The sequence below is a fragment of the Pedobacter frigiditerrae genome, from assembly GCF_032678705.1.
GTDB classification, from domain to species: domain Bacteria; phylum Bacteroidota; class Bacteroidia; order Sphingobacteriales; family Sphingobacteriaceae; genus Pedobacter; species Pedobacter frigiditerrae_A.
In genome coordinates, this window is sequence record NZ_JAVTSS010000002.1 from 495,084 (window position 1) to 511,431 (window position 16,348).

Genomic DNA, 16,348 nt, shown 5'->3' on the forward strand with positions numbered 1-16,348 from the left:
AATACCATATAAACGATATTTGTATGCGAAACACATCTGTTTTTTTGTTAAAAAATGTTAAATCAAATTTAACAAACGATTTAGCATTTTCAACAAACAAATATTAGATGCATAAATGAAGAAATAATGAACATTAAATTCTCAAAATATCAAGGTGCTGGTAACGATTTTATTTTAATTGACCATCGCGTTAATGAATTAAAAAACATTGATAATAACCTTGTAGCGCAACTTTGCGACCGTCGTTTTGGCATTGGAGCTGATGGCTTGATGTTTTTAATCAATCACAAGGATTACGATTTTGAGATGGTATATTACAATTCAGATGGCAACGTTGGTAGCATGTGTGGCAACGGAGGCCGATGTATCGTTGCCTTTGCCAAACATCTAGGTGTGATAACAAATGAAACTAATTTTTTGGCAGTTGATGGCCCACATTATGCCAAAATTACAGCAGAAGGCAATTGGGTTGAGCTGCAAATGATTGATGTTGAAAAGATCAATATAGATGGGGATGCTTTTGTCTTAAATACTGGTTCGCCTCACTACGTTACTGAAGTTAAAGATTTAGCATCGCTTGATGTTTTTAACGAAGGCAAAGATATTCGAAATAACAATAACTATAAAACCAACGGCATTAATGTAAACTTTGTAGAGGATAAAGGCGACCATCTGTTTGTGCGCACTTTTGAGCGTGGAGTTGAAGATGAAACTTATGCCTGTGGAACTGGTGTAACCGCTGTTGCCATGGCAATGGCCCAACAAAAACAACCAGGCCACATCGAAACTCCAATTGAAGTTTTAGGAGGTAAACTACAAATCAATTTTGATTATGATGGCGCTAAGTTTACAAACGTATTTTTATGCGGACCAGCAGAAAAGGTTTTTGAGGGTTCATTGTCATTATAAATTTGTCATTCAGAGCGTAGCAGCCTGTCTTCTTCGGGAAAGAATATCAGAGATATAACCACAAAGAAGCGAAGAGCGCAAAGTCTTGAAGCACTGAAAAATCTTATTTATTAGAAAAGCAAAAGCAGTAATCAGATTATTGTCAGTCCCGCTTTCTCTTCAAGTCCTCAACCAATAAAAATTGGTTTCTGGGCTTTTCGTTTAATCGGGTTTATTTAACAAATGCTTGTGCTACTATGAATGGTTTACTTGCATCGCCTAAGTAAAACTCACCTCTTCCCTTTTCCATCTTCCCTTTTCCATCTCCTTTAATTTCCTTCTGCTAAATAAACAGCAATGCCGATTTTTATCTCACCAAAACCATAACTTTTGCCCAAAGCATCACGCACTTCATTAAGCTTAATAGATTTTAGTTTTGTAATTGCATCGGTAATTTCTTCCAATCGTTTAGCAGGCACAAGCTCGGTTGCTTTTACTTCTTGCCTCGCTACAAAATGTGCCAAATGACCTTCGATGGTACCGATAGACATTTTCCGCTCTGCGGCAATTTGGGTTATGTTTTTGCCTTGCTTAAACAAAGCTAACGTAATTTCTTTTGTATCTTCCTTTGGCTCTTTTGGCTCCTTAACTTTTTTGGCAGCTCTAATTCTGCTATAAACATCTTCGCCAGGTGGCTTAAATTCTTCCTTATTTGGCAAAGTATAAGCTGTTTTAATTTGCTCTGCTCTTTTAGCGCTATTATGCAAAGCTTGTACATCTTCTTTTGTGAGCTCTACCCCTTGATTTGCTGCTGCAAGCATTGCTTTTGCCTTACGAATCCTTTTATATTGTTCGTAAAACATCGCCTCCATCTCTAATAATTCGGCTAAATATTCTTTGGTTTGTTTTTGAGTTTTAACCACTTCAATGAGTTCGAAAATAGAATCGCTCATTTTCGCTAATTGCGGATTAAAATAATTCTCCGCAGCCTCAGTTCTTTCTAAAAGCAAATTTAAACTTTCGGCATTGCCAGCTATAAATAGGCGTTCAATTTGTTTCAAAAACTTATCTGCATTAACCTTCAAAGCCATTAAATCTTGTTGCAATTTTACTGCCCAAGGTAAATGTGTCTGTTTTGTAGACCGCTTTTCATCCTTTGTGTAGCTAAAAACGTGCTCAAATACATAAACATCCAATACAGAAAAATTAAAGCTTTGCAGTAAGGAATGTTTTAAAAATGCATCACTCTCCTTTTTAATCTGTATAGTTAAGTCTTCCTGTTGCTCTTTTGTTTTGGCAAAATAAGTTACGTTCTGATCTTGCCTAATTCCTCTTCCAGAGATTAAAGAAGTTAATACCAAACCCTCCATAGAACGTAAACGAGAAAGTGCTACATAAATTTGCCCAGGCGCAAAGGCATCACCAATATCTACAATAGCTTTATCGAAAGTTAAACCCTGGCTTTTGTGAACCGTAATTGCCCAAGCTAGTTTTAGTGGAAATTGAGTAAACGTTCCAGCAACTTCTTCCTCTATTTCATTGGTTACTTTATTAGCGGTGTACTTGATGTTTTTCCAAGTATATTTTTCGATAATTATATTCTGTTTTGAACCATCTGCCTCTACTTCAATCACCTCGTCACTTAATTTTTTCACAATTGCTATCTTCCCGTTAAAAAATCGTTGCTCGCCAGTTGGGTCATTTTTGATAAACATTACTTGTGCACCAACCTTTAACTCAAGAGTTTTTTCTGCCGGATAAGAACCTTCGGCAAATTCTTTATCTATTGTTGCATTGTAGAAATAAGATTTGCCCACTAATTCATTTAAACTGTTTTTATTTAGCGCATCAGCCTTATTATTATGGGTGGTTAAAGTGATGTAATTATCAGTTAATATCGGCTTATAGTTCTCTTTGTAATAAGTTTTAAGCAGAGCAATATCATGTTCGGTTACTTGATTATTACGCAGGTTATTTAATAGATGGATAAAAGTCTCATCAGCCTGGCGATAGATTTTCTCTAATTCGATGTAAACTGGTGGACTACTTTGTAAAACCTGAGCATCAAAAAAGAAGGCACTTTTATAAAATGTACTTAACAAGTTCCATTCGTTATTTTTAACAACTGGTGGCAATTGATGCAGATCCCCAATAAATAATACTTGCACACCACCAAAACTTGCCGAATTATTTTTGCGGATATAACGCAAAACCATATCAATGGCATCCAACAAATCTGCCCTTAACATACTTACTTCATCAATAATCAGCAATTCTAAATCTAACAAAATACGTCGCTTGGTCGCATTCATATTTAAATGTTTGATAATAGATTTGGGCGTATTATAATGCTGGTATTCCGTTACATTATTGGTAGGTGCAACTTTCGGCAAATAAGTTCCAAACGGCAGTTGAAAAAGTGAATGAATAGTAACGCCCGAAGCATTAATTGCAGCAATACCTGTTGGTGCAACAATTACAGCCTTTTTATGGGTTAAAGAAATGAGACTTCGAAGGAATGTCGTTTTACCAGTACCAGCCTTACCAGTTAAAAAAATATGTCTCGAAGTTAAATTTATAAACTTTGCCGCAAGTTGGGCAGGTTGTAGTTCTTCTATTGGTTGTAACATTTTATGCTATAAATCACAGGTTGTACAATATACATTTTCCATTTCTAATGTTTACAGTTAAATGGCTTATTATTTCCAAATACACAGCCAAATTGCCTAAATACTAGTTGTAGGTTGTTTCAGCTTAGTTGCGTAACTAGATTTGAGCAAAGAATATTTTTATTTGCACCAAAAACTACTTGTATAACTGTGGTTAACCAAATGTTAAATATGTTAAATAATGTAAAAATATTACAACTAAACGTTTAGTATTAAAGATTTAGTTATACATTTAGAATACCAAAAAACAAACCTAATAATGAAATCTATAAGCCTGGCAATTGTGCTATCCTTATGCTTTTCTACTATGCTGTTTGCTCAAAACCCTTATACTATTAAAGGAATTGTTGCTGATACTGCTAGTAATGCTAAGCTTCAAAACGCAACTATTAGCATTTTAAATGCTAAAGATTCTACACTTTATAAATTTACAAGAGCAAAAGCAGATGGAACATTTGCAATTAGCCCAATGAGGAAAGGTAATTTCATACTCCTTCTCACTTATCCTGAATATGCAGATTATGTATCACAGTTTGTATTAGACTCTGTTAACCGCAGCTTTGATTTTAAACATATTAATATGAAATCTAAGGCCAAACTACTTAATGAAGTCATTATTAAAGGACAAGGTGCCGCCATTAAAATTAAAGGGGATACTACCGAATTTAATGCCGCAAGTTATACCATACAACCTAATGATAAGGTTGAGGATTTACTTAAAAAGCTGCCTGGCATACAAGTAGATAAAGACGGAAAAATCACTGCTCAAGGGAAAACTGTTCCTAAAGTATTGGTAGATGGAGAAGAGTTTTTTGGTGATGACCCTACTCTCGTAACCAAAAATATTAGAGCTGATATGGTTGATAAGGTTCAGCTATTTGAAAAAGCAAGTGATCAAGCTGCTTTTACAGGTGTTGATGATGGTCAGAAGACTCAAACAATTAACATTAAACTGAAAGAAGATGCTAAAAACGGTTATTTCGGCAAAGTAGACCTAGGTGGAGGAACAGATGATTTTTACACTGCCCAACTATTGTTTAATAAATTTAAAGGCAAAGAAAAGTTCTCATTTTATGGAACAGCCAGCAATAATGGAAAAACAGGATTAAGCTGGCAAGATAGCGATAAGTATGGCAGTAGCGGTGGTGGCGATGTACAGTTTATAGATGGCGGTATGATGATTAGTAGCGGAGGAAGGGATGAGTTAGATTCATGGGGAGGAACCTATCGCGATGAGGGAATTCCTGTTGCAAGGAATGGTGGCGCACATTATGAAACAAAATGGAATAAGGATAAAGAATCTATTAACACTAATTATAAAGTTGGTTCTTTAAAAGTGAATATTATTAAAAACACACTTTCACAGCAAAACATTCCAGACAACTTTGTAAATAGAAATAATGACCAGACAACTGAAAACTACATATTTAGACAGAAGTTAGATGCAACTTATCAAATTAAGCTAGATACAACTAGCAATTTAAAAGTTACTGCAAGTGGAACATTGAAAAATAATGAAACCGAAAGCGTTTTTAACACTACTGGAAGAAGAGAAGATAATAGCTTATTGAATACTGAAATACGATCTAACAATAGTGAAGGCAATGACAAAATATTTAATTTATCAGCCTTATATACTAAAAAGTTAAAAAAATTAGGCCGTAATTATTCACTAAACCTAAGTGCTGCAAGAACAGAAACTGATATTGAAGGTTTTTTATATTCTGAAAATGTGGCTTACAATCTAGATAAGTCTATAAAAGAATCTATTGTTACTGATCAATTGAAAGATAATAATATAGAAACAGGTTTATATGCTGCCAACTTTACATTCTCAGAGCCAATTAACAAAAAACTTTCTCTTGTATTTAATTATGGCTTAAGTTTAAATAGCGGCAAGGCAGATCGTAAATCTTTTAATCAATCAATTCCGGGAAGATACGATGTGCTTGATTTACAGTTTAGCAATAACTTTACAACAGATCAGCTATCTAATCAAGGCGGAGCAACATTTAGCTATAAAAACAAAAAGACTGTTTTAAGTGGTGGTTTAAAAGTTAACAATATTAATTTTGATCAACTTGATGTTTATAATGATGTGCGCTATCAAAGAAATTTCTTTAATTGGATGCCACAAGCTAGGTATCAATATAAGTTCTCCCAATACAAATCCTTGTCCTTAGGGTATAATGGCCGCACAAGTCAACCGAGTGTTTCTCAATTACAACCTGTTAAGGTAAATGATGATTTGCTAAACATTCCTATAGGAAATCCTAACCTAAAGCCATCATACAACAACAATTTTAGTATTGACTATAACTCTTATAAAGTTATCTCTGATCAATATATGTATGGTTATGCTAGCTTAAGTTTTGTGAACAATCAAATTGTAAATAATACAACTTTTGATAATACTACAGGAAAATCTTCTTATCAGTTTATTAACTTAAATGGTAAAAGCCCATACAACTTCTATGGATACCTGGAGTTTTCTAGAAAGATAAAAAAACTGGGTTTTAGTGGAAACTTTGGGCTAAATTTAGATGGAAGTACATCTTATAGTTACGTTAATAATACGCTAAATAAAACAAAAAGCAATAGCTATGGCTTTACTATAGGTGTAAATAAATATGTTGAGAAAAAATTCAGTTTCAATCTGCGTTTCAGTCCAAGCTATGAAACACAAGAATCATCATTAAACGAAAACATAAATAGTAATGGTTTAGCAACAAGTGGCTATGGTTCGTTTACTGTTTACTTACCAGGAAAGGTACAGATAAGCAGTGATGCAAATTATAAATACAATGCCGCAACAGCTTCGTTCGATCAAAGTTTTGAGCAAATGATCATTAACTCTACCATTAGCAAAACATTCCTGAAGGCTGATAATCTTAAGTTAAGTGTTTCTGGTAATGATATCTTGAATCAGAATAGAGGTTTTAGTAGATACGCTAGCTCAAACACCATTACTCAAACAAAATTTAATAACATCAAACGCTATTTTATGTTCTCTGTAACATGGGACTTCAATAAAATGGGTGTAAAAAAATAATCCTGATCACAATGAAGATGAAAATATATCAAATAATAATTGCCTGTTTATTTTTAGGATCACAAGCAAGTTTTGCTCAAAATGCTCGATTTACAACTCAGGGTGTAATAGAATATGAGAAAAAGATTAATATGTATGCATTAATCAAAGATCAGGTTAAAAAGAATGCCGACAGGAGTTATTATGCCCAAGCATTTGAGGATTATCAGAAAAAAAATCCTCAGTTTAAAGTTTTAAAAAGCACCCTAAAATTTTCGAAAGATCAAACCTTGTTTACACCTATTGAGGAAGATGTGGTTGGAAATGGTTTTTTTGATTTTGCAAGTTCAGATCAAAATAATATAATTTCTACTAATGCTGCGGCGGGAACAAGTGTTGCCCAGAAAAAAGTATTTGAACAGACCTATTTGCTAAAAGACAGCACACGTAAAATCAATTGGAAAATTACCAATGAAATGAGAAATATAGCTGGATATGATTGTCGCAGAGCAAATGCGCTGATAATGGATTCTATCTATGTTGTTGCTTTTTACACAGAAGAAATCCCAGTATCTGGCGGACCGGAAACTTTTTCAGGTTTACCTGGAATGATTTTGGGTGTAGCTTTACCCTATGAACACATTACTTGGTTTGCAACTTCGGTTTTGGATCAGCCTGTTACAGACGATAAATTAAAAGCCCCTATTAAAGGAAAACCAGTAGACACCAAGCAACTAACTACTATACTTAAAGCCGCAACAAAAGATTGGGGAGAATGGGGGCAGGATGCATTGAAAGCCTTTCTACTTTAACGCTAGAAACCATTAAGATTTAAAATATAAAAGGTCGTTACCCAATTGGATAACGACCTTTTATTATAACCACTTATGGCACTTAATTAATCAATAATTTATAGCCTTTTCCATGAACGTTTAAAATTTCAACCTTTGGATCCTCCTTAAGGTATTTGCGTAGCTTACTCAAAAAAACATCCATACTTCTACCATTAAAATAATTATCATCGTGCCAGATGCTCAATAAAGCTTCTTCCCTTGTTAAAACAGTATTTTTCTTTAAACAGAGTAATTGTAAAAGCTCAGCTTCTTTAGTAGAAAGTTTTTGTTGTTTTCCATCAAAATGAATTAGTTGTGTAGTATAGTCAAATTTGTAGTTTCCAATTTCAAATTGAGTTTGTGCAGGTTCACTAGCAGTTTCTTTACTCGAAACTCTTTTAAGCAAAGCGTTAATACGTAACAAAAGCTCTTCTATGCGGAAAGGTTTGGTAATGTAATCATCGCCACCCAAATCATAAGCCGAAGCTTTATCTTCCATCATTGCTTTTGCAGTGGCGAAAATAATTGGCACATTTTGGTTTACCTTACGGATGTCTTTACCCAAAGTAAAGCCATCTTTTTTAGGCATCATTACATCCAAAATGCAAAGATCAAAGCTTTGCTTGCTAAAGGCTTTCAATCCTTCATCACCATCGGTACAAAGCACCACATCAAACTTACCTTTTAACTGCAAATAATCTTGTAGTAACATCCCCAAGTTAGGGTCATCTTCAACCAATAATATTTTCTTCATCATAATTAATTGCTTTGTTTAAATGGTAATATCACTTCAAATGTTGTTCCCTTATCTTTCTCACTATGCACTTTTACAGAGCCATCCATCTCGTTAACAATATCTTGCACATAGTTTAAGCCTAAACCAAAACCTTTAACGTCATGTAAATTCCCTGTAGGCACTCTATAGAACTGATCAAAAATGCGCTTAGTCTGTTCCTTGGTCATTCCAATACCTTCATCGCTAATTTCAATATACAAATTTTTGATGTTACTTTTAGTGCTGATATGGATTTTTGGTGTATCTGCACTATACTTGTTCGCATTATCAATCAAGTTGTAAATCACGTTCGATAAATGTAACTCATCTCCCACAATTACATCCTCTGCAGCGTTAAGATCTAATGTTAAAACTGCATTCCTCTTTTGCAATTGTAAACTCATACTATCTACAACAGCACTAATCAAATCGTGTACATTTACGGGATTTGATTCAAGTTTAATTTCTTTTTTCTCTAATCTTGCTACACTTAAAACTCGTTCAATATGATTACCTAATCGTACGTTTTCATCATAAATAATATTAGCCAACCGGCTGATTCTATTCTTATCTTCCGTAACCTCTGGATCTTTTAAGGCTTCACTAGCAATCATAATAGTTGCAACAGGAGTTTTAAACTCATGTGTCATGTTGTTAATGAAGTCTGTTTTCATCTCAGATAATTTCTTTTGCCTGATGATGGCATAAATTGTATAAGCAAAAATCGAGATAAGTACTAGTAACAAAGCAACGGATGATGCCATAGAGACAAACATATTGCTAAATATTAGCGAATTCTGGTTTGGAAACCTGATGTTTAAGATTCCTGCATCCTTTGTGGCGACATCATTACTAAACAAAATATGGCTGTAAGTACTTTTATCTGGAGATGTTGGAAATGAATTAGAAATATTTTGAAAGATAATATTCCCTTTCGACCTTGTTGATGTTATCCAATAATCAAACGGTATATTAATATTCTTGCCCAATAGTTCTTTATAGATTAAAGTATCCAAAACGTCTTTCGAAGGCAATCTTTTTTCTAATGGCACATCTCTATTTTGCATCTCCTTTGCAACATCTTGAACAAGGTTAATGCTATTCGGACTAAAAATATTTAAAGTATCCGAATACAATCGATTTAATTCCATCTCATATCTACGATTTGCTTTTGCATCTTCTATCTTGAATTTTGCAATTAAATCGGCGTCTTTACTTGGAAAGACAATAAATCTTGGCAAGAAATTCTCAGGACTAAAAGCCAAATACCGGATTGTATCAGGCAATTTCCCTTGCTGTAATTCTCTTTTTAGACCTGGTAATCGAGGAATGATATTTCGCTTCAATAAATTCCCATTAATATCTTTCGTATCCACAACTTCGAGGCCTAAACTGTTGGCATTCGTTTTTGGATTAGAAAGAATTTTAAATTCCGCTTCAGTTATCATTAATGGACTAACAAAATCCGCTCTAATCGCACTGTCTTGAAGATTTAAGTAGTCAATTTCTTGCTGCTTTTGTTTAAGCTTCCTTAAATTTTCGTTTTCTCTAAATCTAACTTTAAATGCAACTATCGAGTCTGTTTGTCTTTTTAGATCTTCTTCTTTTTGCGAACGGATTTCCGCATCCTTCTTATCAATGTGCCCAACAACATTTCGTTTTTGCACCTTATTAACCACCGCATTTAATGCCTGATTAACATTTTGTTCGAAAAGCTTAGAATTTAGTTTATAAGATTCCTTGATGTAATACAATTGCATTACAAATACACCTAGCAATGCTAGTGTCATTAAAGCGGTAATTAACCAAAGGCTTTTCTTCTTCATTTTTAAACTATTCAAAAATAAGCAAGAAATAAGCAAATGGCCTTGTTTTAACACTTTTTAACACAGTAACAACCAATGTATTAAAGCAAAAAAGCTCCCGAAATAATTCGGGAGCTCAATTAACCTGTTTTCTTAAAAAAGATTTTTATTAGAACGGAAGGTCATCTTCCTCGCCTGCTTTAGCATTTAAATCTACTGGAGCAGCATATTGCGGTGCAGCTGCAGGAGCTGCTGCAGTATTAGTTAATGTTGTTAAGCGCCAAACTATCAAACTGTTAAAATAAGTTGTAACGCCTTCTTTATTTGTCCACGGGCGACCGCGTAAGTTGAAAGAAACTTCAACTTCATCACCTGGTTTTAAAGAATCGAATAAAGCTGTTTTATCTTGTATTGCCTCAAACCTAATGAACTCAGGATAGGTTGGGTTTTCTGCGTATTCTATAATTAAATCACGTTTTTTAAACGTCTCACTCACTTGTTGTAAAGCACCTATTTCGTGCACCTTGCCTTTAATTTCCATTTCGATACTAATATTTGTTCCTAAATCAAATCTCTAAAATTTTCTTGATAATTCTGCATCAAGTTTTCCACACAATTAATAGTTAAGTAATTAAATAATAACGATAATTTGTTAGATATGATATGCTAAAACTCCTTTAAAATTAATTCTGTTTTTTATTGGTAACTTTGCCCTTAATATGATGCAAGTTTTCCAAACTAAAAGCAAGGTAATTATTACCTGCAATAAAAGGCTTTCGCCTTATTTACAAGATGAAGTTACAGCTTTAGGCTATGAAATTGTAAGGTCTTTTCCAACAGGTGTTGAGTTAAATATTACCTTAACCGAATGTATAAAACTGAATTTGAATTTAAGATGTGCTAGTCAGATTTTATATTGCATAAACAGCTTTAAGGCAAACACGCCTGATGAATTATATACGGCTCTACTTGCCATAGAATGGGAAGAATTGATAGATTTTTCAGGCTACTTTTCAGTAACATCTAATGTAGATAATCCAACTATAACTACTCCGCTTTTCGCTAACTTAAAGGTAAAAGATGCAATTGTGGACCGGTTTAGGGAAAAGAAAAACATTCGCCCTAACTCTGGTTCTGACGCCAATAAAACTGTTGTGCATTTATATTGGAAAGATGATGAAGCTGATATTTTTATAGATACCAGCGGTGAAACTTTAGCAAAGCATGGTTATCGTAAAATACCTGGAAAAGCACCTATGCTAGAAGCTTTAGCAGCAAGTACAATTATGGCTACACAATGGGACCAAAAATCTCCATTTGTAAACCCGATGTGTGGTTCTGGAACTTTGGCAATTGAGGCCGCATTGTTAGCCACTAATCGCCGACCAGGTTTATTTAGGATGAACTATGGTTTCATGCATATTTTGGGTTATGATGAAGAAGTGTTTTTTGCAGAGCGAAGAATATTAAAAGACCAAGTAATTAAAAATGTAGACCTGCAGATTATAGCATCAGATATTTCAGAAGATGCAGTTGAAGTAACGCGTAGAAATGCAAAAACAGCTGGCGTAGATACCTTAATTACTTTCGAAGTTTGTGATTTTGAAGAAACCCCTGTTCCTGAAGGTGGCAGAGGAGTTGTTATGTTCAACCCTGAATATGGAGAACGTTTAGGCGTACATAGCAAATTGGAATTGACATACAAACGTATTGGCGATTTCATGAAGAAAAATTGCAAAGGTTATTTTGGGTATATTTTTACAGGAAACCCAGATTTAGCCAAAAAAATTGGTTTAAAAGCAGATAAAAAAATAGAGTTTTACAACGGGAAACTAGATTGTAGAATGTTAGAATACGAATTGTATGACGGAACCAGAAGACCTGAAGACGAAAGACCTAAGCCAAGAGATTAGATGAAAGATTTTGATGACATAAACCACATACCCGATTGGAATCATTTCAATTTTTCAAGAGGTGAGGATCAAGAGGGTGAAGAATGGAAAAACAATCCGAAATTAGAACGAGCAAAAAATCTATATAACCAAGCCAGACAGGTATACAAATATGCTTCATTATTCTGTGAGACTTTAACAGGAGAAATGGCAGACATGTCTAAAGAACTAATCATGCAAAACGCAATGATGCTTTGCCCTAAAATAGTTGGAGCCGAAGGCGGCGATATGTATATTCTTAGAATGGAAAATGCTTCTATTATTAGACCAAATGCCAGAGAATTAGAAGTGCAAGTTAAAGCAACTGCATTATTTGAAAATTGCAGGGAAATAGATAAAGATATTATCGTAAAAGAAATTGCAACCTTTCGCGAACTTTTTAAAGAATGGGTAAGTCATTTTGAGAAAGATGACTTTGATGATGAATGGGGCTTATACTGAGCCAAATATCCTACTTGTAAATAATCAAAACTCTTAGTACTCCTTTTTCGTTTATAGGTTACATCAACCTAAGTAAAAATGAAAGATAAAGTAAAAGCAGAGATGCAGGTAGTAGCCGGCAACATCCGGAAGGTGAGGGAATATCGAAATTATACACAAGATTATTTAGCCGCAAAGCTAGATATATCACAAAATGCCTATAGTAAAATAGAGCTGGGATATAGCAAAATTACTTTAGATAGGTTATTTCATATTGCCATCATTTTAGAAGTAGAAGTAACACAATTACTTTACTTCAATAAAGCAGATTTCGAAAAGTAGGCTTAGGCTTAACTTTTCAACAAACTCCCTTTTTAATTTTTTTCGAGATAACTTGCACAAAAATTCTAAAATGCAAGCTATCATCGACCAAACCATCAACTTTGTTAAAATTACACTCGCCAATGCAGAAACCGGACACGATTGGTTTCATATTGAGCGAGTTTATAAAACTGCGCAAACCATTAATGCCAAAGAAAAAGGTGATGAGTTAATCGTGGCATTAGCTGCACTTTTACATGATATTGCAGATAGCAAATTTAACGGTGGTGATGAAGAGATAGGCCCTCAAAAAGCTGGAGATTTCTTAAAAAGCATTGGTATAAGTGATGAAATTATTTTGCACGTACAAGAAGTCATCAGAAATTTATCCTACAAAGCTAGCTTAGGAAAAATAACTTTTAAATCAAAAGAATTAGATGTAGTACAAGATGCCGATAGATTAGATGCAATTGGCGCAATTGGTATTGCTAGGGCTTTTACTTATGGCGGCTATAAAAACAGAGTTTTATACGACCCTGCAATTCCAGCAAACTTAAATATGAGTAAAGAGGAATACAAAAACACTACTGCGCCTACTTTAAATCACTTTTACGAAAAGCTTTTGTTGTTAAAAGATCTAATGAAAACAGAAGCAGGAAAAGAAATAGCCGAGCAACGCCATCAATTTATGCTCAATTATCTTGAACAGTTTTACAGCGAATGGCAAGGTAAACGCTAAAAAAATACCCATGAATAGGTATTGCTAGACGAAAATGCTTTGGGTAATTTTAAAGAAAAAATGTTACCATATAGGCTTTTATATAGCAAAAACACAGTACTTATCTTAGCAATGGTTCTCATTCCAATTTCTGGAATGGGCGTTATGTTTGCCATTTTACTTAATCTGCCAAAAGATTTGCCAGACTTAATAATCTATATTCTAATCGTTTTCTTTTTAATTATATTGGTTCTTTCTTTGTTGCTTATCATTAAAAAATATCTAAACATACCTTGCAAAACCTTTGTTGATGAAACTGGAATAAGCTTTAAGTTTGAGCAAAAGAATGTTTTCTATAAGTACAATGACTTTTTTTCTGGCTGGGAAAACGTAACTAACATTTCAGATACCGCATATAATGAACAAGGTAATTTTTATCAAATCACTTTCAAAAACCCAAGTTTTACTGCCAACTTTAGCGCTATAAAAGGTGAAGAAGAAAATGCAGAAAAGTTTTTTGATGAATTAACCTATTATCAGGATTTATATAATCTATCGAATCCTAATACCCTAATTAGCTCTAAGAGTTTTTACGAAAGTACTTGGGCAAGAATGATAACATGGCTATTTTATATACTAGTAATTGCAGTACCCATTATCTATTTTACTACAGATAAAAGCATAGACTGGTGGCGTATAATTTCCCTTTTTTGTTTTGGTAGCATTTGGGTTGGCAATTATTATAAAAACACAAAAAAGCTCTATTAATTTACTAAATATTTTAGTTTTTGTTTGCTATTTTTGATAGCAAATTAGATTAAGATGTCGGAGAGATTAAGAGAAAAGTTAAGTATCCTTGCTGATGCGGCCAAATATGATGTTTCTTGTTCCTCAAGTGGAAGTGATAGAAAAAATACTAATAAAGGCGTAGGCAACGGACACCATTCGGGTATTTGCCACACTTATACGGAAGATGGAAGGTGCGTTTCACTTCTAAAAATCTTACTTACAAATCACTGCATCTTTGACTGTGCTTATTGCGTTTCGAGAAAAAGTAACGACATACAACGAGCAGCTTTTACGGTTGATGAAGTGGTTGAGCTGACAATGAATTTCTATCGAAGAAATTTCATAGAAGGTTTATTTTTAAGCTCTGGCATTTTTAAAAATGCAGATTATACAATGGAAAGGCTTTTAAGGGTTGTGAAAAAGCTTCGCTTGGAGCAAAACTACAACGGCTACATTCATTTAAAAACAATTCCTGGTGCAAGTGACGAATTAATTCATGAAGCAGGTTTGTATGCCGACAGAATGAGCATTAATTTAGAAATGCCAACAGAAACTGGATTGAAGTTGCTCGCTCCTGATAAAAGTCATAAGGATGTGATTAAACCACTGGGTTTTGTTCAAAATCAGATTGTACAATTTAAGGAGGAGAAAAAATTAATTAAAAGTGTCCCAAAATTTGTTCCGGCTGGTCAAAGCACACAAATGGTAGTTGGTGCCACACCAGAAACTGATAAAGAAATTATGTACACTGCTGATGCTTTTTATAAAAACTTCGCCTTGCGTAGGGTTTACTATTCTGGTTATATTCCAATTAGTAACGATACTCGAATGCCTGTTTTAGGCACTCAACCACCCCTTTTACGAGAAAATAGACTTTATCAAACAGATTGGTTAATGCGTTTTTATGGATTCAAGGTTCAAGAGATTTTAAATGATGCCAATCCGCATTTAGATATTGATATTGACCCAAAATTAAGCTGGGCTTTAAGAAATTTGCAACATTTTCCTGTTGATATTAACACAGCTCCCTATCGAATGATTTTAAGAATTCCTGGTATTGGTGTTACCTCTGCACAAAAAATTGTTCAAGCTAGGCAATTTGGAAAATTACACATTTATCAATTGAAAAATATTGGAGTGGCTTATAGTAGAGCTAAACATTTTATTAAATGTGCTGACACTCCTTTTCAGATGAAAGATTTCCAAGCCACTCAAATCAAAGCGTTCATTTTAGCAGAAAGCCAAAGCAAATATTTAAAAACAGCCACAAACCAACTGATACTTTTTAAATGATATATGTATTTGATGGAAGTTTAGAAGGATTGTTAACTGCCGTTTTTGAATGGTTCGAGCGTAAACCTGGACAGGTAACTTTATCATTAGAAAAAATTTATCAGCCAGATGCTTTTACTGAATCACTTGCTATACAAAACGACAGGGCAAAAGCTGATAGAGTTTGGCTGGGCTTGCAAAAAAAATTAAGTAAGGAATGGATGCGTAAATTTTACTGTGCTTACTTATCAGAAATTCCAGAAATTTTTAATTCTCTTTTTCTCTTCACTATTTATATTTTCCAAAATCCAGCAGGTGCTGAAAAAAACTATGGAAATGAACACGTTTTGACATTGTCAAAAGCTGCCAGAAGTGTAGAAAGAGAAAAACATAGAATGGAAGCTTTCATCAGATTTCAGCATACCACTGAGGGTATTTATTATTGTGGAATTGACCCAGATTTTAATGTATTGCCATTAATTCTCAATCATTTTAAAAATCGTTATGCAGACCAAAAATGGATTATTTATGATTTAAAACGGCATTATGGCTTGTTCTACGATTTAAACATAGTTGAAGAGATTACGATGGACATTAATACTCAAGCTTTAAAACAGCCAGCCCCTCATCAGCTAAATGAAAAAGAAGAATTATATGCTCACTTATGGAAAGACTATTTTAAAAGCACCAATATCGTTTCGCGGAAAAATACAAAACTTCACATCAGGCATGTGCCGAAAAGGTATTGGAAATATTTAACTGAGAAGCAAATAGGCTAGCTTTTTAGTAAATAGGAAATGGGAAATAGACAAATCTTGATTGAGTGTTTGTCTTGTATAATTCTATTTACTATTCCCCATTCTCTATTCCCCCCT

At 34.0% G+C, this 16,348-nt stretch carries 14 protein-coding genes; 10 read left to right on the forward strand and 4 right to left on the reverse strand.

The features are described from left to right. The first annotated feature begins 126 nt into the window (after window positions 1-126). A complete protein-coding gene (gene dapF, locus R2Q59_RS12775) occupies window positions 127-909 on the forward strand; it encodes a diaminopimelate epimerase (RefSeq protein ID WP_316785771.1) in 783 nt (260 codons plus the stop codon). A 308-nt stretch (window positions 910-1,217) separates the two neighbouring features. On the opposite strand, the gene R2Q59_RS12780 is transcribed toward dapF, so the two are convergent. Further along, complete coding sequence (locus R2Q59_RS12780) at window positions 1,218-3,518, reverse strand: helix-turn-helix domain-containing protein (RefSeq protein WP_316769538.1); 2,301 nt, start codon at window positions 3,516-3,518, stop codon at window positions 1,218-1,220. 298 nt (window positions 3,519-3,816) lie between these two features. Here R2Q59_RS12780 and R2Q59_RS12785 point away from each other — a divergent pair, with 298 nt between their 5' ends. Further along, window positions 3,817-6,609: an outer membrane beta-barrel family protein gene (locus R2Q59_RS12785; protein WP_316769540.1), complete on the forward strand. Its 2,793-nt coding sequence runs from the start codon at window positions 3,817-3,819 to the stop codon at window positions 6,607-6,609. 11 nt (window positions 6,610-6,620) lie between these two features. Continuing rightward, on the forward strand, window positions 6,621-7,400 hold the full coding sequence (locus tag R2Q59_RS12790) for a GLPGLI family protein (RefSeq protein WP_316785772.1): 780 nt from the start codon (window positions 6,621-6,623) through the stop codon (window positions 7,398-7,400). 82 nt (window positions 7,401-7,482) lie between these two features. On the opposite strand, the gene R2Q59_RS12795 is transcribed toward R2Q59_RS12790, so the two are convergent. From R2Q59_RS12795 to R2Q59_RS12805, 3 genes are all read right to left on the reverse strand, one after another. Further along, window positions 7,483-8,175: a response regulator transcription factor gene (locus R2Q59_RS12795; RefSeq protein WP_316772551.1), complete on the reverse strand. Its 693-nt coding sequence runs from the start codon at window positions 8,173-8,175 to the stop codon at window positions 7,483-7,485. Window positions 8,176-8,180: 5 nt separating this feature from the next. Continuing rightward, window positions 8,181-10,022 carry a HAMP domain-containing sensor histidine kinase gene (locus R2Q59_RS12800; RefSeq protein WP_316785773.1) on the reverse strand — a complete coding sequence of 614 codons (1,842 nt, stop codon included), beginning with the start codon at window positions 10,020-10,022 and terminating at the stop codon, window positions 8,181-8,183. Between the two features lie 148 nt (window positions 10,023-10,170). Next, on the reverse strand, window positions 10,171-10,542 hold the full coding sequence (locus R2Q59_RS12805) for a DUF3127 domain-containing protein (RefSeq protein WP_316769547.1): 372 nt from the start codon (window positions 10,540-10,542) through the stop codon (window positions 10,171-10,173). Between the two features lie 181 nt (window positions 10,543-10,723). Between R2Q59_RS12805 and R2Q59_RS12810 the strand changes: the two genes are divergently transcribed. The 7 genes from R2Q59_RS12810 to R2Q59_RS12840 all read left to right on the forward strand — a co-directional run bounded on the left by R2Q59_RS12810 (window position 10,724) and on the right by R2Q59_RS12840 (window position 16,252). Further along, entirely contained in the window at window positions 10,724-11,914 is a 1,191-nt protein-coding gene (locus R2Q59_RS12810) for a class I SAM-dependent RNA methyltransferase (protein WP_316787301.1), read from the forward strand. After that, window positions 11,915-12,394 carry a hypothetical protein gene (locus R2Q59_RS12815; RefSeq protein ID WP_316785774.1) on the forward strand — a complete coding sequence of 160 codons (480 nt, stop codon included), beginning with the start codon at window positions 11,915-11,917 and terminating at the stop codon, window positions 12,392-12,394. A 78-nt stretch (window positions 12,395-12,472) separates the two neighbouring features. Continuing rightward, the gene (locus tag R2Q59_RS12820; RefSeq protein ID WP_316769552.1) at window positions 12,473-12,715 is read left to right on the forward strand and encodes a helix-turn-helix transcriptional regulator; all 243 of its coding nucleotides are present in this window, start codon (window positions 12,473-12,475) and stop codon (window positions 12,713-12,715) included. A gap of 70 nt (window positions 12,716-12,785) precedes the next feature. Beyond that, a complete protein-coding gene (locus R2Q59_RS12825) occupies window positions 12,786-13,433 on the forward strand; it encodes an HD domain-containing protein (RefSeq protein WP_316769554.1) in 648 nt (215 codons plus the stop codon). A gap of 60 nt (window positions 13,434-13,493) precedes the next feature. Further along, entirely contained in the window at window positions 13,494-14,180 is a 687-nt protein-coding gene (locus R2Q59_RS12830; protein WP_316769555.1) for a hypothetical protein, read from the forward strand. 54 nt (window positions 14,181-14,234) lie between these two features. Continuing rightward, on the forward strand, window positions 14,235-15,494 hold the full coding sequence (locus tag R2Q59_RS12835) for a putative DNA modification/repair radical SAM protein (RefSeq protein ID WP_316769557.1): 1,260 nt from the start codon (window positions 14,235-14,237) through the stop codon (window positions 15,492-15,494). Beyond that, window positions 15,491-16,252, forward strand: coding sequence for a TIGR03915 family putative DNA repair protein (locus tag R2Q59_RS12840; RefSeq protein ID WP_316785775.1), 762 nt, complete (start codon window positions 15,491-15,493; stop codon window positions 16,250-16,252). The genes R2Q59_RS12835 and R2Q59_RS12840 overlap by 4 nt, the downstream gene beginning before the upstream one ends. Window positions 16,253-16,348 lie beyond the last annotated feature (96 nt).